Raw genomic sequence first — 19,378 nt, forward strand, 5'->3', positions numbered from 1 at the left:
GGTTCTCCGCGAGGTCTTCGCGACGGTGGCTGTCGACACTATTGACTCGATGTCTAATAGTCCCTAGCTTCATGAGGTAGTGGGCCGCAGCGGGCCCGGCGGCGAGGCAGAGGGGCAGGGGCAGATGACCACCACCACCGAGGAGCGGGCCAGAGACCGGAAGAAGACGGCCGAACGGCTGCTGGCCTCCAGTGCGAAGCTCTCCTTCGACCCGCTCAAGGAGATCGACTGGGAGGCCGAGCCGGTCGAGGGCGCGTACTACCTGCCGCCGCACCGGGTCTCGCTCTACGGCACCGCGCTCTGGGAGACGCTGACGGAGGCCCAGCGGATCGAGCTCAGCAAGCACGAGGTGGCCAGCGTGGCCAGCGTCGGCATCTGGTTCGAGGAGATCCTGATGCAGATGCTGCTCCGGCACGCCTTCGACCGGGACCCGACCAGCGCGCACGTGCAGTACGCGCTCACCGAGATCGCCGACGAGTGCCGGCACTCGGTGATGTTCGCCAAGATGATCTCCTGGATGGGCGCCCCTGCCTACGGCCCCGGCCGGGTCTCGCACGAGCTGGGCCGGTTCTTCAAGGCCACCTCCACGCACAGCCAGACCTTCGGCGGCACCATGTACGTCGAGGAGATCCTGGACGCCTTCCAGCGCGAGATGATGAACGACGAGGCGCTCCAGCCGATGGTGCGTCAGGTCTCCCGGATCCACGTGATCGAGGAGTCGCGCCACATCACCTACGCCCGTGAGGAGTTGGTGCGCCGCGACCTCGGCCCGGTGCGCCGCCGGTACGAGCAGCTGCTGCTCGGCCTGGTCATCTTCCGCTCCACCAAGAGCCTGATCCACCCCCGGGTCTACGCCGCCGTCGGCATCGACCCGGAGGTGGGCCGCCGCGCCGCGCTGGCCAATCCGTACTGGCGGGCCACCAAGGTGGAGATGGCGGCCAAGGCGATCGGCGTGCTCGACCGGGCCGGCCTGGTCGGCCCGGCCAACCGCTGGCTGCTGCGCCGGGTCGGTGTGATCTGACCGGATCCGGTGGCGGTGCGGGACTGTCGGTGGGGCCGTTGGAGAGCGGCCCCACCGACCGACTGCGTCAGCCGCCCGTCAGCCGCCCGGCCGGCGGCTCGGGTCAGCTGCTCAGGTCAGCGGCTCGGGTCAGCGGCTCGGGTCAGTGGCTCAGGTGGGCGGTGAGCAGGTTGGGGTCGGTGCCGCCGTAGGCGGCGTCGGTCACGTAGACGGTGCCGCCGCGGACGGCGACCGAGGTCGGATTGGTGAGGCCGTCGGCGGCGGTGAGCACGATGGTGTGGCTGCCGTCGGGGCGGACCAGGGCCACCTCGGCGAGCGGGTTGAGGGTGGCCAGCAGGGTGTCGCCCTGGCCGGTGAAGGCGAAGTCGTCGATCGAGGTCAGCCCGGTGGCGCGGACCTGCGGGTCGCCGGCCTGGCCGTGGCAGTCGACCGGGTAGCGGACCAGGGTGCCCTTGGCCATGTTGGAGGCCCAGAGCGCGCCGTTGTGCAGCTTCAGCCCGTTGGCCCCGAAGGGGTTGTCCGCCGTGCCCGACAGTTCGGGCGTCCGGGCCCAGACGGTCGGGGCGCCGCCGTGCAGCGGGATCCGCCAGATCAGGCTGCGGGCCGAGTCGGTGGCGTAGATCAGGCCGTGCAGCTCGTCCAGGGCCATCCCGTTGGCGAAGGTGTCGGTGGGCAGCGCGGCCACGCGGCTCGGGGCTCCGCCGGGGGGCAGCCGCCAGATGCCGGTCAGGTCGGCGGTGCCGGTGCTGTACGCGGTGTACAGCGTACCGTCCCAGGCGCGGACCAGACCGGTGATCAACTGCTGTCCGGAGAACGGGGTGTTGACCCCGCCGTCGGCCGGCGCGGGCAGGGTGGCCAGCACGGTGGTGTGCCCGGTGCGGTCGACCCGGGCGAGCTGGTCGGAGTAGGAGAGCGAGAGGTCGATCGAACCGTCCGGCTCCAGTGCGATGTTCTCCGGCATCTGGAGCGCCGACTGGTCGAAGTGGGTGAGGATGTGCGGGTCGGAGACGGGCGCGGTGGCCGCCCCGGCCAGACCCGGCAGACCCAGGGCGAGCGCGGCGGCCAGCAACAGTGGCAGCGCCGACTTCCTCGACAGCATTCGGTTCCCCCGTTCGGCTGTGGGCCGCAGGCTTGCGGCCCGCGCCAACTCTAGGGGGAGGGAGGCGAGTTGCGGGAGGGCTCGGTGGGTGGATGACGGGAGGGGTCGGTCAGCATGCCGACCCAGTCGCCGCTCTCGGCGCGGACCAGCTCCTCGACCCGGGTGGTCAGCAGGGTGCCCGCCGTGGCCCGGTCCTGGTACGGCGCCGCGCCGGTGCTCCAGGCCACCACCTCGCCCTGGAGCTGGACCAGGTACCGGCTGTGCCGGATCCAGTTGTCGCCCCAGCGGAAGAGCTGGCGGGCACCGGTGCCCGCCGCCACCAGCGCGCCGAGCACGGCGGGCACCACGGCGGGTGCGCCCGCCGCGATGGTGGCCGGCACGGCGGCGCCGAGCAGCAGCACCGCCGCCTCGGAGAGGTGGTGGCCGAGGCGGTGCCGCCGGGCCTGGATCTCGTACCAGCTGATCCGCTCCGGCACGCTCGGCGGCAGCCCCTCGCCGTGCGGCCCGCGCAGCCGGGCCCACCAGTGGTCGGCTGCGGAGGAGTGGGCGGCCGGGTCCGGGCCGAAACTGGCGATGGTCATGGCGCAGACCTTACCGCCGGGGCGCCGCACCGGTGTTGGCGGGTGCGGCGCCCCGGCGGGGTGGCCCGACGGCGGGCTCGGCTCCCGGCGGGGTGGGTGCGTCCTCGGGCGGGTGCGTCCTCGGGCGGGTGCCGGGTCAGAGCGGGAGCAGGTCCGGGCGCTTGGCCGAGAGGTTGTCGCCCGAGGACTCGCCGCGCAGGCGGCGGGTGACCCAGGGGAGCAGGTGCTCGCGGGCCCACTGGACGTTCTCACGGCGGGCGTCGGCCGCGGTCTGCTCGGCCTGGGCCGGCCAGGGGGCCTCCGGGTCCTCCTCGGTGGTGAGGCCGAGCGAGCGGGCGGCCAGCAGGGCGACCCGCTGGTGGCCCTCGGGGGAGAGGTGCAGTCGGTCCTCGCTCCAAGCCCGCTTGTCGTGCACCGACTTGAGCGCCCAGAGGTCGGCCACCACGCAGCCGTTGCGGTCCGCGATGGCCCGCAGGTGGCCGTTGTAAGTGGCGATCTTGCCGCGGAGCAGGCCGAGCACCGGCACGCCGCGGGTGTCGAAGCCGGTGGCCACCAGCACCGTGCCGGCCTGCTCGCGCAGCCGCAGCACGGCGGTCTCGAAGCGCTCGGCGACCTCGTCCGGGTCGCTGCCCGGGCGCAGGATGTCGTTGCCGCCCGCGCAGAAGGTCACCAGCTCGGGCTGCAACTGCTCGATCTGGGGCACCTGTTCGGCGACGATCTGGTCGAGCAGACGGCCGCGCACGGCGAGGTTCGCGTAGCGGAAGTCGCCGTCGGGGCGCTGCCCCGCGAGGAGGCCGGCCAGGCGGTCGGCCCAGCCGGCGTAGCGCCCGTCCGGGCCGGGGTCGTTGAGGCCCTCGGTGAAGCTGTCGCCGAGGGCGGCGTACGAACGTGGGGCAAAGGTCTCCTGGTGGTCAGCCATGAGCTGAATAGTTCACTGTTTGAAGTGACCTACGCCACCGTAGGTGGGCGATTGCGCAGGGTGAGATTGGCCACGGCGGCCGACCGTGTCAGGTCAGGGCCGGCCACCGTGGAGTTCGGGGGTGTCTGCCGGTTCTACCGGTGGCTCGCGAAGGAGACCACCTGCTGGTAGGTCGGGCGGTTCTGCCAGGTGGTGCGGTTGTCGGTGACGCCGCCGAGCGGGCGCTGGACGATGGTGTCGGCGCACCACTGGTCGCCGGCCGCGCAGCCGCCGTCGTCGCCGGGGTAGACCTGGGCCGGGGTCTGGGCGGCGGCCTGGCCGAGGGTGGTCAGCAGCACCGTGCGGCAGGCCGCCAGGTCACCGCCGCCGCAGTACGGCTGGGCCAGCGGGCCCGCGACGTGGTCGCCGAGCAGCGAGCGGAGGTCCTTGTCGACATAGCTCCACCAGCCGTACTGGAAGGAGGAACCCTTGTGCGGGATCGACTCGTTGGCGCTCACTCCGCCGCTGGTCGGGCCGGTCTGGCCGCCGGAGGGCGACTCGTTGATCTGCAGGGCGCCGGTCAGCGCGCCGAACAGCTGGTCGCCGAGGCCGGGCCGGAAGACGCCGTCGGCCAGCAGCGGCCACCAGGCGTCCATGGTGCGGATGGCGTCGGCGTTCGCGTACACGTGGCTGCCCGCCGTGGTCTCCCGGCGCTGCGAGCCGGCCGTCTCCCAGTTGGTCAACTGGGCGACGAGGGAGGCGAGTTTGGGATCCGTGACGGGAGAGCTGGTGATCACCCGGAGGATCTCCGGCAGCACGTCCTCACCGCGAAGGTCGGCCACCGCCGCGCCCTCCATCGCCTGCACGAGGGTCGAACGGGTCACCTTGGCACTGCCCTTGAGCAGGTCCTTGACCCGGTCGTCGAGCAGGTTGCCGCGGTGCACCGAGCCGTTGCCGAAGCCGGCGGAGGTGTACTGGGAGGCCTGCTTGTTGTTCCAGGAGATGTAGTAGTCCTGGTCCACCGACTGCGGGTGCTGGGCCGGCGGGGTGTACTGCGCGGTGTTGCCGGCCGGGCTCAGGCCCTGCCACTCGTAGGCCGGCAGGCCCCAGGTGGGCAGGCCGCCGTCCACCCCCGGGGCGCGGACGGGGTTGCTGCCGGAGTTGTAGTAGGCGATGTGCGCGGAGTCGGCGTAGAACCAGTTGAAGGTGTAGTTGATGTTCTGCGCCGCCTGCTGGAAGCTCGCCGGATCGTGCACCGCACCGGGGTCGTTGAGCATCTGGAAGCCGATGATGGAGTCGGCCTCGTGCCGGTAGGTGGAGCGCAGCGAGGTGAAGGCGACGGGCTTGCCGCCGACGGTGCCGCGGGCCTGCACCAGGCCGTAGTTCGACCGGTACATCACCAGCGAGTACGACCCGGCGGCGGTGGAGTCGGCCGTGGTCGGGCTCCAGGAGTCCTGCCGCACCAGCTTGTCGAACGGGGTGCAGGTGCCGTGCCAGAGGTAAGAGTTGGAGGCCAGTGTCGCCGGCGAACCGTCGGTGGTGCAGAGCGGCACCGCGTAGGTGTCGGTGATGTCCTGCCCGGCCGAGGTGGCGCTCCAGGCGTAGTCCTGCCCGCGCCCGAGCTGCACGTAGAAGCTGAGCCCGGCGAAGGCGGCGCCCCGGGCGCTGATGCCCGGGCCCTGGAGCTCCTCCAGCATCAGCAGCTGCGGCGCGAAGTACCCGGTCTGCGGCCCGAAGACGGCCACCGGGTGCCCATCGGCGGTGTGACTGCCGCCCACCAGCAGCGCGTTGGACATCCCGTGCTTGGCCGTCAGCAGGTTGCCCGGCAGCACGCCGGGGGCCTTGGTGCTCTTCAGCCCGGCCGAACCGGTGGCGTCGTAGATCAGCTGCTCCGGCACCACCGAACCCGGGTCGGGCATGGCCACGCCCTGTGGGTCGTCCGGCACGGTGGCGTACGGGAACTGCTGGCCGTCGTGCAGGGTCTGCACGGCCTCCGGGTCGTCCGCCTCGCGCAGCGACTTCCAGGCCGCGTCGCCGGCGTCCTTGCCGTAGCGCGCCTCGGCGGCCAGCTTGACCTGGGCGGAGGCGAGTTCGCCACCGCCGCCGGCGCCGAAGAGCGCGCCGACCACGGAGGCCAGCGCGACCAGGTCGGTCAGCTTGAACTGGTCGATCCCGCCCGCGTTGGTGATCGGGTTGATGTGCCCGGTCAGGTCGTACTCGCCGGGGAAGTAGCGGCCGTTGTACGACTGCGAGATGTACAGGTTGATACCGTCCAGGTAGGCCTGGGCGTCGGACAGCGCCTGCCGGGCCCGGTCGCCCTGGTTGGAGATGGCGTCGATCTGGCTCTGCAGCTCGGCCTCGGTGTACGGCGCGGCCTGCCAGAAGCTCTGCTCCAGCTGCCGGTTGGCGGCGGCGCCGCCCGCGAAGCCGGAGAGCTCGCCGCGCCCGACGTGCCGGAACAGGTCCATCAGCCAGAGCCGGTCCTGCGCGGCGGCGTAGCCCGCGCCGAACTCGGTGCCGGAGCGGGTGGTGCCGGTGATGTGCGGGACGCCGGTGGCCTTGTCGCGGACGATGGTCACGTCGGAGCGGGGCGAGGTGGTGCTGGCGACCTGGGCGGCCGGCACGCCGAAGGAGGAGTCGTTGAAGAAGCTGTTCAACTGACTGTCCGTCAGGGACGGGTAGGCGGCGGCCAGGGCGGCGTAGGGGCCGAGCTGGTCGTCGGTGTGCGCGGGGCGGGTGCCGAAGGCCTTGTTGCCGAGGATGTCGGCGAGGGTGGCGTTGCCGTTCTCGCCGGGCGGCAGGATGTCGGAGCAGCGGCCGCCGCAGTAGTCCAGGGTGGTGGCGTGGCCGGTGGCGGCTCCGGCCGGTACGGCGGCCAGGGCGGTGGTGGTGAGCAGCGCGCCCGCGAGGACGGCGGCCACGAGCTTGAGCCTGCTCGGCCGGATTCTCGCGGTGAGTCTCGGCGGGATGGTGAGGGTGCGTGGGCGGGTGCGTGGGGGCATGCCAGCTCCTCCGTTGAGGCTACGGGGAGTTGAGACGGTAAGTCGGCTACTGGCCGGTTGGCTAGTGGCGTGCATGCCATTTCTGAGGATGGCTCATGTTTGTCGAATCGCCGCCGGTCGGCGGTGAGTTGGTGATCGACCCTGATCGGTCAGTGCTTCGGGGTGGTCGGCCAGGCGCTCAGCTCCAGGCGGCTGCGGAAACTCAGCTCCACGCCCGTCACCGGGTCGGTGAACTCGAGTTCGGCGGCGAGGAGTTGGAGCGGGTCGCGGAAGTCGTCCGGGGCGGTCTCGGGCAGCACCTCGGGGTAGAGCGGGTCGCCCAGGATCGGGATGCCCAGGCTGCACAGGTGGAGCCGGAGCTGGTGGGTGCGGCCGGTATGGGGGAGCAGCCGGTAGAGGCCGAGGCCCGCGCGGTGGTCGAGCAGCTCCACCCGGCTCTCGCTGTTCGGCTCGCCCGGCACCTCGCGGGCGGCCAGCTCGCCGCGCTCCTTGAGGATCCGGCTGCGCACGGTGCGGGGCAGCTCCAGCTCGGGGCGGAAGGGGGCGACGGCCCGGTAGGCCTTGCGGACCAGCCGGTCCTGGAAGAGGCCCTGGTAGGCGCCGCGCAGCTCCGGCCGGAGCACGAAGAGGGCGAGGCCGGCGGTGAGCCGGTCGAGCCGGTGGGCCGGGCTGAGCGCGGGCAGGTCGAGCTCGCGGCGCAGCTTGGCCAGCGCGGTCTCGGTGACGTGCCGCCCGCGCGGGGTCATGGCGAGGAAGTGCGGCTTGTCGACGACCAGGATCCGCTCGTCCCGGTGCAGCACGGTGAGCGGGAAGGGCACCGGGGTCTCCGGCGCGAGCTCGCGGTGGTACCAGAGGTGGGCCCCCGGCACGAAGGGCGCGTCGACGGCGAGCGGCCCGGCCACCCCGTGCACGGCTCCCTCGGCGAACATCGCGTCGATCAGTTCGGCGGGCACCGGCAGGCGCTCGACCAGGTGGTCCCGCACGGTGACCCACGGTCCCTCCCAGGGCAGGCGCAGCCGCACGGGGTCGATCCCGTGCCGCTGCGGGAGCGGCGCGGGGGGCACGGCGGATCTGCGTCTCATGCGCTCCACCCTAGGGCCTCTCTTGCGGAGCACGCCGGGCGGCCGCCGCCGGGACGATCCGGAGCATTCCGAGGTGGCCGGTGGACGGTGGACGGTGGACGGTGGCCGGTGAGGCGGAATGGGGAGGATGGGACCGCAGTGGAATGGAACGCCGTCGAACCTTCCTCGTACGGATCAACTGTTGTACTATCACCGGTAGTTGTCTGACGTGTGCACAGCCACCTGGGTACCGGTGGGTGCATCGGACCCCTCGGGTGCGAGGGGTTGTCGGTCCGGGATTGAGTGTGATCGGCCGATGTCGTGTGGAGATCCGACGGAGTAACCGGGCTGCTCGATCATGTGTTCGGCCCGATGTTCGCGAGAAGACCACAATCCAGCTGCCGCCCTCGTCCGGCGTGCCCGGTGGTCACACCGCCTGCACGGAGTCCGTCAGGGGGGCGAGGAACGTGGACGGATATCGGACCGAAAGCTCAACGGAGGTAGCCATCATGGCGCAAATCCAGTCCCTGGCGGGGCTGCAGAAGGCCATCCACCGTCAGGTGCGCGCCCGCGCGATGACGGTGCTGCGCTGGACGGTCGGCGTGGTGTACATCTGGTTCGGCGCGCTCAAGCTCTTCAACGTGACACCGGTCGGACAGCTGGTCAAGGACGCCGTGCCCTTCCCGACCCCGAGCTGGTTCGTCCCGGCGCTGGGCGCGCTGGAGATCGTGATGGGCCTCTGGTTCCTCACCGCGCGGCAGCTGCACCGGCTGCTGCCGCTGTTCGTGGTGCACATGCTGGGCACCTTCTCGGTGCTGATCTTCCTGCCAGGTGTGGCCTACCAGCACCACCAGCCCTGGGAGTTGAGCATGACCGGCGAGTTCGTGGTGAAGAACATCGTGCTCCTCACCGCCGGGCTGATCGTCTGTGTGCAGCCTCGGGGGATCCTGCCGGGGCTGCCCGCGACGGCGGCCCACGCGCAGGGTCCGGCCGGGGCGGAGCAGTCGCGCGGCGAGAAGGTCGGGGTCGGCGCCCGGCACTGAGCGCTCCCCTCGAAAGCCGCACGGTGGTGGCCCGGGACCTGTTCCGTCCCGGGCCACCACCGTGTCCGCGCTGCCGTCCGTCGCCGTGTCCGCGCTGCCGGCGCCGCGGACGCGCTGCCGGCGCCAGGCCGGTGCCGCGCGTCGCCGATGGCTCAGATGTCGCGGAAGGTCTCGATCCGCGCGCCGATCGAGTTGAGGCGCTCGGCGAGGTCCTCGTAGCCCCGGTTGATCACGTACACGTTGCGCAGCACCGAGACGCCCTCGGCGGCGAGCATCGCGAGCAGGATCACCACGGCCGGGCGCAGGGCCGGCGGGCACATCATCTCGGCGGCGCGCCAGCGGGTCGGGCCCTGGACCAGCACCCGGTGCGGGTCGAGCAGCTTGACGTCCGCGCCGAGGCGGGTGAGCTCGGTGAGGTAGATCGCGCGGTTCTCGTAGACCCAGTCGTGGATCAGCGTGGTGCCGTGCGCGGCGGCGGCGATCACCGCGAAGAACGGGATGTTGTCGATGTTGATGCCCGGGAAGGGCATCGGGTGGATCTTGTCGGTGGGGGCCGTCAGCTTGGAGGGCCGCACGGTCAGATCGACCAGCCGGGTCCGGCCGTTGGCCGCCGGGTACTCCTCGGTGCGGTCGTAGTCGAGGCCCATCTGCTCCAGGACGGCGAGCTCGATCTCCAGGAACTCCACCGGCACCCGGCGGATGGTCAGCTCCGAGGAGGTGGCCACGGCGGCGGCCAGCAGGCTCATCGCCTCCACCGGGTCCTCGGCGGGGGAGTAGTCCACGTCGCAGTCGATCCGCGGCAGACCGTGCACCGTCAGGGTGGTGGTGCCGATGCCCTCGATCTTCACGCCCAGCTGCTCCAGGAAGAAGCAGAGGTCCTGGACCATGTAGTTGGGGCTCGCGTTGCGGATGACGCTCACGCCGTCGTGCCGGGCGGCGGCCAGCAGCGCGTTCTCGGTCACCGTGTCGCCGCGCTCGGTCAGCACGATCGGGCGGGCCGGCGAGACGCCGGGGGTGGCGGTGGCGTGGTAGCTGCCGCTGGTGGTGGCCACCTCCAGGCCGTACTGCTGGAGCGCGTGCAGGTGCGGCTGGACGGTGCGGGTGCCGAGTTCGCAGCCGCCCGCGTACGGGATGGCGAACTGCTCGGCGCGGTGCATCAGCGGGCCGAGGAACATCAGCACGCTGCGGGTGCGGCGGGCCGCCGCCACGTCCATCGAGGCCAGGTCGAGCTCGGCGGGCGGGGTGAGCTCCAGGTCGCGGCCCTCGTTGATCCAGCGCACCTTGACGCCGATGCTGGAGAGCACCTCCAGGAGCCGGTAGACCTCCTCGATCCGGGCCACCTGACGGAGCGTGGTGCGGCCGGTGGTGAGCAGGGAGGCGCAGAGCAGCGCCACGCAGGCGTTCTTGCTGGTCCGCACGTCGATGGCACCGGAGAGCTTGGTGCCACCCGTGACGCGCAGGTGCATGGGGCCCGCGTAGCCCAGCGAGACGATCTCGCTGTCCAGGGCCTCGCCGATCCGGGCGATCATGTCGAGGCTGATGTTCTGCTTTCCCTGCTCGATCCGGTTGACGGCGCTCTGGCTGGTGGCCAGCGCCTCGCCGAGCTGGGCCTGGGTCAGGCCACGGTGCTGGCGGGCGTCGCGGATGAGCTTGCCGATGCGCAGGAGGTAGTCGTCGGTCACGCGGAGCACTGTATCTCACGTGTGAGATGTGGGATGTGGCGAGGGTGTGGGTCTGATGTGACGTCGCTGGTCAATGGGGGTGCGATCGGCTCCATGAGTATGCGTCTGGTGATGTTCGGGCGTTTCGGTGTGCGTTCGGTGATGGTCGGCCGTCCGTGGCGCGGTGCGGCGCGGTGCGGCGTGGTTTGGTGGGGCGTGGTGCGGCGTGGAGCGGCGTGGTGTGGTGCGGCGTGGTGTGGTGCGGCGTGGTGTGGTGTAGTGCGGCGGTGCGGTGCGGCCTCGGTGGATCCCGGGGTTCACCAGGCGACGGGGAGGGAGTCCACGCCGTGCACCACCATCGTGGTGCGGTAGGTGAGCTCGGCCTCGTCCACGGCGAGCCGCAGGCCGGGCAGGCGGAGGAAGAGGGTGCGGAGCGCGATCTGCAGCTCGGCGCGGGCCAGCGGCTGGCCCAGGCACTGGTGCACGCCGAAGCCGAAGGCCAGGTGCCGGCGGGCGTCCCGGTCCAGGTCGAGCTCGTCGCCGTCGGGGAAGACCTCGTCGTCCCGGTTGGCGGTGGAGAGCATGCAGAGCACGCCCTCCCCGGCGCGGATCCGGGTGCCGCCCAGGGTCAGGTCCTCGATCGCCGCCCGGGGCACCCCGATCTGCACGATCGACAGGTAGCGCAGCAACTCCTCGACGGCCGCCTTCGCCGTGGTCTCCCCGGAGCGGAGCCGGGCGGCCTGCTCGGGTGCGCGGAGCAGTGCGAGGGTGGAGAGCGCCGTCATGTTGGCCGTGGTCTCGTGCCCGGCGACGAGTAGCAGCAGCGCCGAGGCGGCCGTCTCGCGCGGGCTCAGGTCCTCCCGGTTGGCCAGTCGGCTGAGGATGTCGTCGGCGGGCTCGCGCCGCTTGTGCTCGGCGAGTTCGGTCAGGTACGACCGCAACTCACGCTGAGCGGTGCCGACTTCGAGCTCCGACTTGGAGGTGTCGAGCAGGGTGCGGCTGAGCTGCTGGAAGTGCTCGTGGTTCGCGTAGGGCACGCCGAGCAGCTCGCAGATCACCAAGGACGGTACGGGCAGCGCGAATTCGGTGACCAGATCGGCTGGAGAACCGCCCGCGACCATCCGGTCCAGCGTCTCGTCCACGATCCGCTGGATCGCCGGACGCTGCTCCTCGACCCGCTTCACCAGGAAGTCGCCGGTGAGCATCCGCCGCAGCCGGGCGTGGTCGGGGTCGTCCATCCGGAGGAACACCGGGTTGTCGACGACGACTTGGCGCCGGCCCGGGGTGAGGAAGGGGAAGCCGGGGCGGTGCGGCTCGGCGCTGAACCGCTGGTCGCCGAGGACGGTCCGCACCTCGTCGTGGCCGGTCACCAGCCAGCAGATCGAGCCGTCCCATAGCTCGGTCCGGGTGACGGACGCCGCGGCGGCGGCCTGCTGGTAGGCGGAGGGGGGATCGAAGGGGCAGCGGTCTGCGGGGGCCGGGAGGACGAGGACCTTGCCGTCGGACGGAGGCATGGGGTGGGGTTCCCTTCCGGGGGGGTGGGTGAACTGCCGTGCTTCCTTGCTGACTTGGAGACTTGGCTTCGCTGTGCTTCGTGGCGCTTCGGTGGCCTGGTGCGGCTGGGGCTCGGGGTGGAGCGGCCTGGGTGCGGGGCTCAGGTGACGGTGATGGCCCGACCGGGGCACAGGGTAGCGGCGAGGCGGACGTCGGGTGCGAGGTACGCCGGAGGGGTCGGCTGGAGCACCTCGACCAGGCCGTCCTCGTCGCTCTGGTCGAACACCGTCGGGGCGGTCAGCACGCACTGCCCCGAGCTGCAACAACGACCCCGGTCCACCGTCACGAGCATCGCGGCCACCTTCCTGAGGGTGAGGTTGCCCAGGGCAACCAACTGGCTTGACTCCAACCTAACCCCTGCTCAGTCGCACACGAAGAGCCACTGGTCGATCGACTACAGAATGGCCGATTCCGACCCCCGGAACACCTCCTTCCGCCAACCGTTGCGCGCGGTGGTCCCGGTTCCGCGGCCGCGCGCTGGGTAGCCTCCGGGCATGTCCGTAACCTTCGATGACGCGGTCCGGGCGCGGCTGAGCGCCGCCAACATCTGGTACGTCGGCACCGTCTGCCCCGACGGAGCACCACAGGTCAGCCCGATGTGGGTCGACCTGGAGGGCGAGGAGGAGCTCATGTTCAACACCTCGGTGGGCCGGGTGAAGGAGGAGAACCTGCGCCGGGACCCACGGGTCTACCTCTCCCATGCCGACGCGGCCGATCCGTACGACCGCGTGCAGATCAGCGGCGTGGTGTCCCGCTTCATCGAGGGCGAGGAGGCGCGCGACCGGATGGACGGGCTGGCCCGAAAGTACCTGGGTGTCGAGCGCTACGAGTGGGGCGTGCCCGGGGAGCAGCGGGTGGCGGTCCTCGTCCGCCCGACCAAGGTGCGCCACATCATCGGCGTCGAGCGATTCCGCCGGGGCGGTCCGGTCTCCGGAGCCTGACGGTCCGTCATCTTCTTGGTTCTGTCGGCCTGATGGTGCATCACCCCGCCCGGGGCGAGACCCGGGCGGGCAGGCGCGGCAGCGCGAGGGTGAGCGCCATGCCGCTGGGGGTGAAGGGCGCGCTGCCGCTGCTGCGGTGCAGAACGGTCCGTCGGGCGGGTTGCCCGCGCGTGCAGTCCACTGCTGGTTCCAGCGAGCACGAGGACCGGTTCCCGAAAGAGGCGGACCGGTTCTCGAGAGAGGCGATCACGAAAGGGCAGGTAGGTGCTACCCCTACCTGCAATGACGGGTGTAGGCACGACTGACATCACCTCGGGTCGGGAGCAGGATCAGACCTGTCGGAACAAGTCCCAGCTACGAGGTGATCCTGATGACGACCACTCGATCCCGAGGCGGCGGTGTCCGCCGCCCCGAGAGCGCCCGTTCCTCCGGCCGGCTCTGGCGCCGGCACGCCTATGCCCTGCTCTCTCTGCCCGTCGGTCTCGCGGCCATCCCGATGGCGCTGGCCGGTCGTTCGACCGCAGTTCGCCAGCGCCGGTTCGTACTCGCCATGTTGGGGCTGCCCGTTGGCCGGGCGAGCCATCTGCCCCGCCGAGTGCTGAGCCACGGCCTGCTCAGCACTCCGCTGAATCTGGTGGCGACCGGCGTCACCGCCTGCGGGTGGTCGATCGTCCTCACCGAGGTCTCCCGGCTGCTCCGCCCGGTGCTGCGAGACCCGGAGCTCCCACGTCCGCCCGCCACCCAGCAGGTCCAGCCCCCGGCCCTGCACTTCGCCACGGGCCTGGCGGCCCTGCTCACCACCGTCCTGGCGGCCCAGGCCATCACCGCCCTGCAGCGCCAGCTCGCCCGCCATCTCCTCCTCAGCCCCGCCGAGGTCGGCCGCACGGCAAGCCGTAAGGGGCCCCCGTCCGAAGACAGGAGCCCCTGATGGCTCCTCACCTCACCCTCGTGACCCCGTCCCAATCCCAGTTCCGGGCCGTGAGGTCGGGCGGGCTATTCGTGCCGCAGTCCGGTCGCCCGGGTGCTGCGCCAGAGCACCGGCAGGCTCAGCACCGTCGTCGCCAGTACCAACCCCAGGCCGGTGCCGGTCATGACACCGATCTGGCCCCAGTCGAAGTTCACCGGCAGGTGGGCCAGGTCCAGCAGTACCCGGGCCAGGCCCACCCCGGCCCCGACGGCCAGCGTGAGGCCGATGAGCACCGGGGCCAGGCTCTGCCAGAAGACCGACCAGGCGAGCGTCCGCCGGCGGGTGCCGAAGGCCGTGAGCACGGCCAGGTTCCGCCTCCGGTCCCGCAGCTGCTCCACGGTGGCCACCAGCATGCTCGCGGCGATGAGCGCCAGGGTGGCCGCCACCCCGGCGGTCAGCGCCCGCCGGATGCTGAGGAACACCTTGTCGGGCCCGGGAGTGTCCCGCGCCACGACGTGGGCATGACTGTCCATCAGCGCCACCGAGGTGCGGATGTGCTCCGTGTAGTCCGGGGTGGTGGGGTCGACGCGGACGAGGATGTGCCCGCCGCTGCCCTTGAGGAGGGCGGCGGGCACCGCGCCGGTCGTGGCGTACAGCGTGGCGCCCTGGTCCTCGTACATCGACCCGCGCGGGTCGGGCAGCGGCTCGACCGCACCTCGGAGCGCGGGCAGCCGCCACGGCACGGCCGGCCCCGTGCTCAGTCCCGGCGGCTCGGAGACCGTCACGGTCCGTCCGCCGGGCTGCTCCCCGGCGGCTGGCCACTGCGCGGCCAGGTCGGGCGAGGCGAAAAGGTCGCCGTCCTTGCAGTCGCCGACTCGGGCGAAGACCCGCAGTCCCGCGCAGTCGGAGATCCGCACGGCCAGCAGCCGCGTGTCGGTGCCGCCGACAGCATTGGTGCCGCCGAGGCCGTTGCCGGCGGCGGCCCCCGTTCCTCCGCCGGCCGCAGCGGGATGCGCCTGGCCGGCGGTCGGCGGGTTCACGTAGAACTGCTGGTAGCCGGTGGTGCCCAGCACACCGGGCGTGCCGCGCAGCTTCGCGGCGTACGGCATGGCGAGCTCCGCGCCGCCGGGCACGTAGACCTGCATCATCGGCTCGCCGGCCGGGGAGCCGGGCAGGCTCGGAGTGCGGGCCGCGGCGAGCGTGCCGAGCAGGGCTTGGAGCGCGACCGCTCCGGCGACGGCCACCACGATGCCGCTGACCGGGCGGGCGGCGGTCTCCGGGGCCAGCTGGATCCGGCGGACGGCCAGCTGCCAGGAGGGCGGTCCGGCCCGGCCGAGCAGCCGCGCCGCACCGTCGAGCAGGGGCGGCAGCAGAGCCGTCGTGCCCACGAGCAGCAGGAGGAGACCGGCGATCAGCTGGGCCAGGCCTGCGGTCTGGCTGACGCCCTGGAGGTCCGCGCTCTGCCGGTACAGGACGAAGGCGCCGACCACGGGCAGGGCGATCCGCCACCAGATCCGACGGCGCCGGGCGCTCCCGGTCCGTACGACGGCCAGCGGTTCGGCGCTGATCCGCCGCATCGCCAGCAGGGTCACCACCACCGAGAGCACGGGCACCGCGCCCAGCGCGAGCGCGCCGAGCACCGGGTCCGGCTCAAGGTCCGAGGCGAAGACGCTCAGCCCCTGGAAGGTCACCAGCTCGAGCAGCTGACACCCCACCAGGAAGAAGACCACGCCCAGGGCCAGGCCGAGCGCCGCTCCCGCGAGGCTTTCGCCGGCCGCGATCCGGCGGATCGCCGCCCGGTCGGCGCCGACCAGGCGCAGCGCGGCCAGCCTGCGGTCCCGCGCCTCACCGCCGAAGCGGGCGGCCGCCGCGACGAACACCCCGACGGGCGTCAGCATGATGACCACGCCCACCACACTGAGCAGCAGCAGCACGGCCTCCAGCGGCTTCGGGTCCTCGGCCTGGCCGAAGTGGTCCAGCCGCAGCGCCTCCGGGTCCTTCGCCAGCTGGTCGCTGCCCAGGTAGAAGGCGTAGTCGTTGGGGCCGGCCAGGCCGTCCGGTCCGATCGTCCCGGTCACCGGGTGGTCGATGCGCTGTTTGAGGAGCAGCCCGTCCGGGCTGTCGAGCAGCTCGGCCAGCGCGGGGGAGACGGCCATTGCGCCCGGCGCGGGGTAGGTGCGCAGCCCGGGCGGCAGGGCCGCGTCCGGGCCGTCGGGCTGGACGGCCCGGCCGCGCACCGCACGGCCGTGGTAGGTGGTGCTCAGATCCGTCATCAGCAGGCTGTGCGCGGAGCGCGGTGTGTCGTTCGATCCGTTGAGCAGGTCCCGCTGGGCGTGGATCCGGTCGTCCCGGTGGTGCTTCATCACCGGGAAGGAGGAGGCGAGCAGCAGCATGGCGACGCCGAGCCCGACGCCGGTGGCGGTGAGCAGGGTGCGGGCCAAGTTGGCCCGGCCGCCCGCGAAGGCGAGCCGCAGCCCGAGGCCGAGGTCGGCCGCCCACCGGGCGGCCCAGGCCCGCCGGGCCGGCCGGTCGGCGGGCGGGGTGGTGCCGGTCGGCGGCGGGGTCGGCCGGCGGCCGGTCAGCTGGGGCGCGGTCATCGCCACGCCCCCGCATGCACGGAGGAGGGGCGGACGGTCCGGCCGTCCCGCACGGTCACCTCGCGGTCCGCGTACGCGGCCACCCGCACGTCGTGGGTCACCAGCACCACGGCGGTGTCGTTCTCCCGGGCGGCGGCGGTCAGCAGCGACATCACCTTCTCGCTCTGCAGGGAGTCGAGCGCGCCGGTCGGCTCGTCGGCGAAGAGCACCGCCGGGCTCGCGACCATCGCGCGGGCGATCGCCACCCGCTGCCCCTGGCCGCCGGATATCTCCCCCGGCAGCTTGCGGGCCAGCTCGGCCACCTCGAGCCGCTCCAGCCAGCCGAGCGCCTGTTGCTGCGCGGCCTTGCGGCCGGCGCCGCGCAGCCGCAGCGGCAGGGCGACGTTCTCCACACAGGGCAGCTCCGGCACCAGCTGGCCGAACTGGAAGACGAAGCCGAACTCGGCCAGGCGCAGCTCGCTGCGGCGGGCGTCCGAGCCGGTGGTCAGTTCCTCCCCGCGGAAGGTGACGGAGCCCTGGTCGGGCCGGACGATCCCGGCCAGGCAGTGCAGCAGGGTCGACTTCCCCGAGCCGGAGGAGCCCATCACCGAGACCATCTCGCCGGGCATCACGTGCAGCGAGGCCCCGTTCAGCGCGGGGGTGGGCCCGAAGGCCTTGTGCAGCCCGCGGGCGGCAAGGAGCGCACCCTCGGGCACGGACTGCGCCGCCTCGGCGGCGGCAGCCGCAGCGGCCTCGGTGGTCGCGGCGGAGGCGGCCTCCTCGGCCGGTGTTTCGAGCGGGGAGACGGGCATCAGGGGTTCACCTTCCGGGCGAGCTCGTCGAGGCGGGCGGCCGTGATCTCCAGCCAGCGCAGGTCCGCCTCCAGGTGGAACAGGGCGTGGTCGCAGACGAGTTGGTCCACGAGGTCGCCCGAGGTCTTGCGGCGGGTCAGTTCGCGCATCCGGCGCAGGTGCTCGGAGCGCTGGGTGTCCAGCACGTCCACCGCCGGGCGGCCGGTGAGGAGGGCGAGCACGACCTTGGTGTACAGGGTGTTCTGGAGGTAGGGCTCCGGGTCCTCCGGCCGGTTGAGCCACTGCTCGACATCGGTGATCCCGGCATCGGTGATCACGTACCGCTTGCGGTCCGGCCCGTCCCCGGGTTCGGTGCCCACGACCTCCACGAGGCCGTTCTTCAGGAGCCGGGACAGGGTCGCGTAGACCTGTCCGTAGGGCAGCGAGCGGCTGTGACCGAAGCGCTCGTCGTAGGCGCGTTTGATGTCGTAGCCGTGGCGCGGCTGCGACTCCAGGAGCCCGAGAATCGTGTGACCCAGTGACATGCGGCTGACTATACACACGGTGTACACCCGCGATGCATACCCCCGGTGCATACCGCCACGGGCTGCGCCCGCACCTGCCCTGACCAGCTCCGACCGCTCGCGGCACCACTCCTGACGGCACGTGGACATCCCGGAAGGACAGCACGCGCGGCTCCCACCGGGGCATCAGATCGGCCGTGACCTTCCCCGAGTTCGGGCGTTGGGCAAGGCATGAAGAAGCGCAGCATGCTCGCCGTCGCGTCCCTGGCCGCCGGGGTCGTGGCCTCCCTCACCGCCCCGAGCGCCCACGCGGCCCCGGGCCTCGGCGGTGGGCTCGTCCCGACCGCACCCAGCATCCTCAACACCGCCGGCCTGCTGGGCGTCCTGGGTTCGCCGGACGCTCCCGACGCCCCGCACGACTCCGCCGAGGGCCACCCGGACCGCCCGTTCCGCTGACCCGCCCCGCCGAGTCACCCCAGCTCACCCCGGCTCACTCCCCGCTCGGCTCCGCCCGCCCCCGGCCACGTTGCGGACTGCCGAGGTCCGGCCGGGGGCAGTCGGCTTCGCCCCGCCCGCCGACCCCGGACTGCCCCGAAGGGCAGCCCGGGGTCGGCCCGCCGGACCCCCACCCGGTCCGCATCGCGCAGGCCACGCGCCCCGGTCGGTCGGGGCGGTCACGGCGTCCGGGGCTCCGGCGTAGGGTCAGTGACCGCCGTTGACCACGGCGCCCTGAACGGCACCGGGGTTGATGCCCCACTTGGTGAGGATCTTGTCGTAGCTCCCGTCCCGGATCAGCTGGTCGAGCGCCTTGGCCAGGACGTCCCGCAGGGCGGTGTCGGCCTTGTCGAGGGTCAGGCCGTAGGGGATGGACTGGAGCTGGGCGCCGGTGAGCTCGAAGGAGCTGCCGCCCTGGGAGGTCCGGGTGTTGTAGGCGGCGGTCGGGTAGTCGTTGAGATCGGCCGCCGCCGCGCCCGAGGCGACTTCGGCCAGGGCCTGCGCGTCCGTGTCGAGCCGGTGGATGGTGAGCGGCTTGGCGACCTTGTCGCAGGCGGCGGTCTGCCGGGCCGCGAGCTCGTCCTGGATGGTGCCGCGCTGGAGCGCCACCGTGTGCCCGCAGAGGTCGTCCAGTGAGGAGATGCCCAGCGGGTTGGAGTGCTGGACCAGGATCGACGTGCCGGTGATGAAGTAGTCGACGAAGTCGACGCCCGGGTCGGCCGGTCGGCCGCTGTCGTCGAGTCCCTCCTGGCGCTGCTTGGTGTCGATCACCGCCGACATCGCGAGGTCGATCTCCTTGTGCTGCACGGCCGGGATGAGCTTCTCGAACGGCAGGTCGACGAACTCGACCCGCAGTCCGAGGTAGGAGCCGAACGCGGCGGCGAGCTCCGGGTCGAGCCCGGCCGGCGTACCGTCCGCGTCCTTGAAGTCGACCGGGGCGTAGTGGAGGTCCGAGCCGATCCGCAGCTTTCCGGCGGCCCGGACGGCCTGCGGGAGCCGTTCGCGCAGAGCGCTCGAGGTCTGGGAGGCCGGGTCGGCGGTGCTGCCGCACCCGGTGAGCAGCAGCCCGCCGAGGGCAGCCACCGCGGTGCGGGAGACGGGGAGGCGGCCGGGGGCCGTCCGGGCGGGTGAGGGCATGGCGTTGACGTGCACGAGAGTGGGATCTTCCTGAGGGGGGAAGTGAACGAGGGGACCACGTCGCCGGGCTGCTGGGGTCGCGCAGAA

The 19,378-nt window shown here is 72.3% G+C and carries 18 protein-coding genes; 5 read left to right on the forward strand and 13 right to left on the reverse strand.

Features of this window, described 5'->3' with window-relative positions; translation table 11 throughout:
* The first annotated feature begins 124 nt into the window (after positions 1 to 124).
* Positions 125 to 1,021 carry a diiron oxygenase gene (locus CFP65_RS38200; protein WP_104821419.1) on the forward strand — a complete coding sequence of 299 codons (897 nt, stop codon included), beginning with the start codon at positions 125 to 127 and terminating at the stop codon, positions 1,019 to 1,021.
* Between the two features lie 142 nt (positions 1,022 to 1,163).
* Here CFP65_RS38200 and CFP65_RS38205 read toward each other — a convergent pair whose 3' ends face one another.
* From CFP65_RS38205 to CFP65_RS38225, 5 genes are all read right to left on the reverse strand, one after another.
* Positions 1,164 to 2,120: an SMP-30/gluconolactonase/LRE family protein gene (locus tag CFP65_RS38205; protein ID WP_104820469.1), complete on the reverse strand. Its 957-nt coding sequence runs from the start codon at positions 2,118 to 2,120 to the stop codon at positions 1,164 to 1,166.
* 50 nt (positions 2,121 to 2,170) lie between these two features.
* Positions 2,171 to 2,701 (reverse strand): DUF4231 domain-containing protein, encoded by a 531-nt coding sequence (locus CFP65_RS38210; protein ID WP_104820470.1) that lies wholly within the window; start codon positions 2,699 to 2,701, stop codon positions 2,171 to 2,173.
* A 136-nt stretch (positions 2,702 to 2,837) separates the two neighbouring features.
* Positions 2,838 to 3,620, reverse strand: a complete 783-nt coding sequence (locus CFP65_RS38215; protein ID WP_104820471.1) for an SGNH/GDSL hydrolase family protein — start codon at positions 3,618 to 3,620, stop codon at positions 2,838 to 2,840.
* A gap of 134 nt (positions 3,621 to 3,754) precedes the next feature.
* Complete coding sequence (locus CFP65_RS38220; protein ID WP_104820472.1) at positions 3,755 to 6,601, reverse strand: penicillin acylase family protein; 2,847 nt, start codon at positions 6,599 to 6,601, stop codon at positions 3,755 to 3,757.
* Positions 6,602 to 6,750: 149 nt separating this feature from the next.
* A complete protein-coding gene (locus CFP65_RS38225) occupies positions 6,751 to 7,683 on the reverse strand; it encodes a pseudouridine synthase (RefSeq protein WP_104820473.1) in 933 nt (310 codons plus the stop codon).
* A 488-nt stretch (positions 7,684 to 8,171) separates the two neighbouring features.
* On the opposite strand from CFP65_RS38225, the gene CFP65_RS38230 reads away from it, so the two are divergent.
* Entirely contained in the window at positions 8,172 to 8,705 is a 534-nt protein-coding gene (locus tag CFP65_RS38230) for a DoxX family membrane protein (RefSeq protein WP_104820474.1), read from the forward strand.
* 152 nt (positions 8,706 to 8,857) lie between these two features.
* Here the strand turns inward: CFP65_RS38230 and CFP65_RS38235 are convergent, their stop codons facing one another.
* The 3 genes from CFP65_RS38235 to CFP65_RS38245 form a co-directional block, all read right to left on the reverse strand.
* Positions 8,858 to 10,387, reverse strand: coding sequence for a UDP-N-acetylglucosamine 1-carboxyvinyltransferase (locus CFP65_RS38235; RefSeq protein WP_104821420.1), 1,530 nt, complete (start codon positions 10,385 to 10,387; stop codon positions 8,858 to 8,860).
* Positions 10,388 to 10,683: 296 nt separating this feature from the next.
* Entirely contained in the window at positions 10,684 to 11,880 is a 1,197-nt protein-coding gene (locus CFP65_RS38240) for a cytochrome P450 (RefSeq protein ID WP_104820475.1), read from the reverse strand.
* Between the two features lie 140 nt (positions 11,881 to 12,020).
* On the reverse strand, positions 12,021 to 12,212 hold the full coding sequence (locus CFP65_RS38245) for a ferredoxin (protein ID WP_104821421.1): 192 nt from the start codon (positions 12,210 to 12,212) through the stop codon (positions 12,021 to 12,023).
* Positions 12,213 to 12,414: 202 nt separating this feature from the next.
* On the opposite strand from CFP65_RS38245, the gene CFP65_RS38250 reads away from it, so the two are divergent.
* A complete protein-coding gene (locus CFP65_RS38250; RefSeq protein ID WP_104820476.1) occupies positions 12,415 to 12,861 on the forward strand; it encodes a TIGR03618 family F420-dependent PPOX class oxidoreductase in 447 nt (148 codons plus the stop codon).
* 40 nt (positions 12,862 to 12,901) lie between these two features.
* On the opposite strand, the gene CFP65_RS39555 is transcribed toward CFP65_RS38250, so the two are convergent.
* Positions 12,902 to 13,042, reverse strand: a complete 141-nt coding sequence (locus CFP65_RS39555) for a hypothetical protein (protein ID WP_158702583.1) — start codon at positions 13,040 to 13,042, stop codon at positions 12,902 to 12,904.
* A gap of 189 nt (positions 13,043 to 13,231) precedes the next feature.
* Here CFP65_RS39555 and CFP65_RS39560 point away from each other — a divergent pair, with 189 nt between their 5' ends.
* Entirely contained in the window at positions 13,232 to 13,789 is a 558-nt protein-coding gene (locus tag CFP65_RS39560) for a hypothetical protein (protein WP_158702584.1), read from the forward strand.
* A 65-nt stretch (positions 13,790 to 13,854) separates the two neighbouring features.
* On the opposite strand, the gene CFP65_RS42315 is transcribed toward CFP65_RS39560, so the two are convergent.
* Genes CFP65_RS42315 through CFP65_RS38270 form a run of 3 tightly spaced genes read right to left on the reverse strand, consistent with a single transcriptional unit; the run spans position 13,855 to position 17,680 of the window.
* Positions 13,855 to 16,365, reverse strand: a complete 2,511-nt coding sequence (locus tag CFP65_RS42315; RefSeq protein ID WP_158702585.1) for an ABC transporter permease — start codon at positions 16,363 to 16,365, stop codon at positions 13,855 to 13,857.
* Entirely contained in the window at positions 16,362 to 17,156 is a 795-nt protein-coding gene (locus CFP65_RS38265) for an ABC transporter ATP-binding protein (RefSeq protein ID WP_104820479.1), read from the reverse strand. The genes CFP65_RS42315 and CFP65_RS38265 overlap by 4 nt, the downstream gene beginning before the upstream one ends.
* Entirely contained in the window at positions 17,156 to 17,680 is a 525-nt protein-coding gene (locus tag CFP65_RS38270) for a PadR family transcriptional regulator (RefSeq protein ID WP_104820480.1), read from the reverse strand. The genes CFP65_RS38265 and CFP65_RS38270 overlap by 1 nt, the downstream gene beginning before the upstream one ends.
* A gap of 225 nt (positions 17,681 to 17,905) precedes the next feature.
* Between CFP65_RS38270 and CFP65_RS38275 the strand changes: the two genes are divergently transcribed.
* The gene (locus tag CFP65_RS38275) at positions 17,906 to 18,115 is read left to right on the forward strand and encodes a hypothetical protein (protein WP_158702586.1); all 210 of its coding nucleotides are present in this window, start codon (positions 17,906 to 17,908) and stop codon (positions 18,113 to 18,115) included.
* A 246-nt stretch (positions 18,116 to 18,361) separates the two neighbouring features.
* On the opposite strand, the gene CFP65_RS38280 is transcribed toward CFP65_RS38275, so the two are convergent.
* Positions 18,362 to 19,306 (reverse strand): ABC transporter substrate-binding protein, encoded by a 945-nt coding sequence (locus CFP65_RS38280; RefSeq protein ID WP_254552789.1) that lies wholly within the window; start codon positions 19,304 to 19,306, stop codon positions 18,362 to 18,364.
* Positions 19,307 to 19,378: the final 72 nt, after the last annotated feature.

The organism is Kitasatospora sp. MMS16-BH015 (assembly GCF_002943525.1).
Classification (GTDB): Bacteria; Actinomycetota; Actinomycetes; order Streptomycetales; family Streptomycetaceae; genus Kitasatospora.

Coding starts and splice junctions, on each gene's coding strand:
- CFP65_RS38200 (WP_104821419.1), top strand. CDS start 125: ATGACCACCACCACCGAGGAGCGGGCCAGAGACCGGAAGAAGACGGCC.
- CFP65_RS38205 (WP_104820469.1), bottom strand. CDS start 2,120: ATGCTGTCGAGGAAGTCGGCGCTGCCACTGTTGCTGGCCGCCGCGCTC.
- CFP65_RS38210 (WP_104820470.1), bottom strand. CDS start 2,701: ATGACCATCGCCAGTTTCGGCCCGGACCCGGCCGCCCACTCCTCCGCA.
- CFP65_RS38215 (WP_104820471.1), bottom strand. CDS start 3,620: ATGGCTGACCACCAGGAGACCTTTGCCCCACGTTCGTACGCCGCCCTC.
- CFP65_RS38220 (WP_104820472.1), bottom strand. CDS start 6,601: ATGCCCCCACGCACCCGCCCACGCACCCTCACCATCCCGCCGAGACTC.
- CFP65_RS38225 (WP_104820473.1), bottom strand. CDS start 7,683: ATGAGACGCAGATCCGCCGTGCCCCCCGCGCCGCTCCCGCAGCGGCAC.
- CFP65_RS38230 (WP_104820474.1), top strand. CDS start 8,172: ATGGCGCAAATCCAGTCCCTGGCGGGGCTGCAGAAGGCCATCCACCGT.
- CFP65_RS38240 (WP_104820475.1), bottom strand. CDS start 11,880: ATGCCTCCGTCCGACGGCAAGGTCCTCGTCCTCCCGGCCCCCGCAGAC.
- CFP65_RS38245 (WP_104821421.1), bottom strand. CDS start 12,212: ATGCTCGTGACGGTGGACCGGGGTCGTTGTTGCAGCTCGGGGCAGTGC.
- CFP65_RS38250 (WP_104820476.1), top strand. CDS start 12,415: ATGTCCGTAACCTTCGATGACGCGGTCCGGGCGCGGCTGAGCGCCGCC.
- CFP65_RS39560 (WP_158702584.1), top strand. CDS start 13,232: ATGACGACCACTCGATCCCGAGGCGGCGGTGTCCGCCGCCCCGAGAGC.
- CFP65_RS42315 (WP_158702585.1), bottom strand. CDS start 16,365: ATGACCGCGCCCCAGCTGACCGGCCGCCGGCCGACCCCGCCGCCGACC.
- CFP65_RS38265 (WP_104820479.1), bottom strand. CDS start 17,156: ATGCCCGTCTCCCCGCTCGAAACACCGGCCGAGGAGGCCGCCTCCGCC.
- CFP65_RS38270 (WP_104820480.1), bottom strand. CDS start 17,680: ATGTCACTGGGTCACACGATTCTCGGGCTCCTGGAGTCGCAGCCGCGC.
- CFP65_RS38275 (WP_158702586.1), top strand. CDS start 17,906: ATGCTCGCCGTCGCGTCCCTGGCCGCCGGGGTCGTGGCCTCCCTCACC.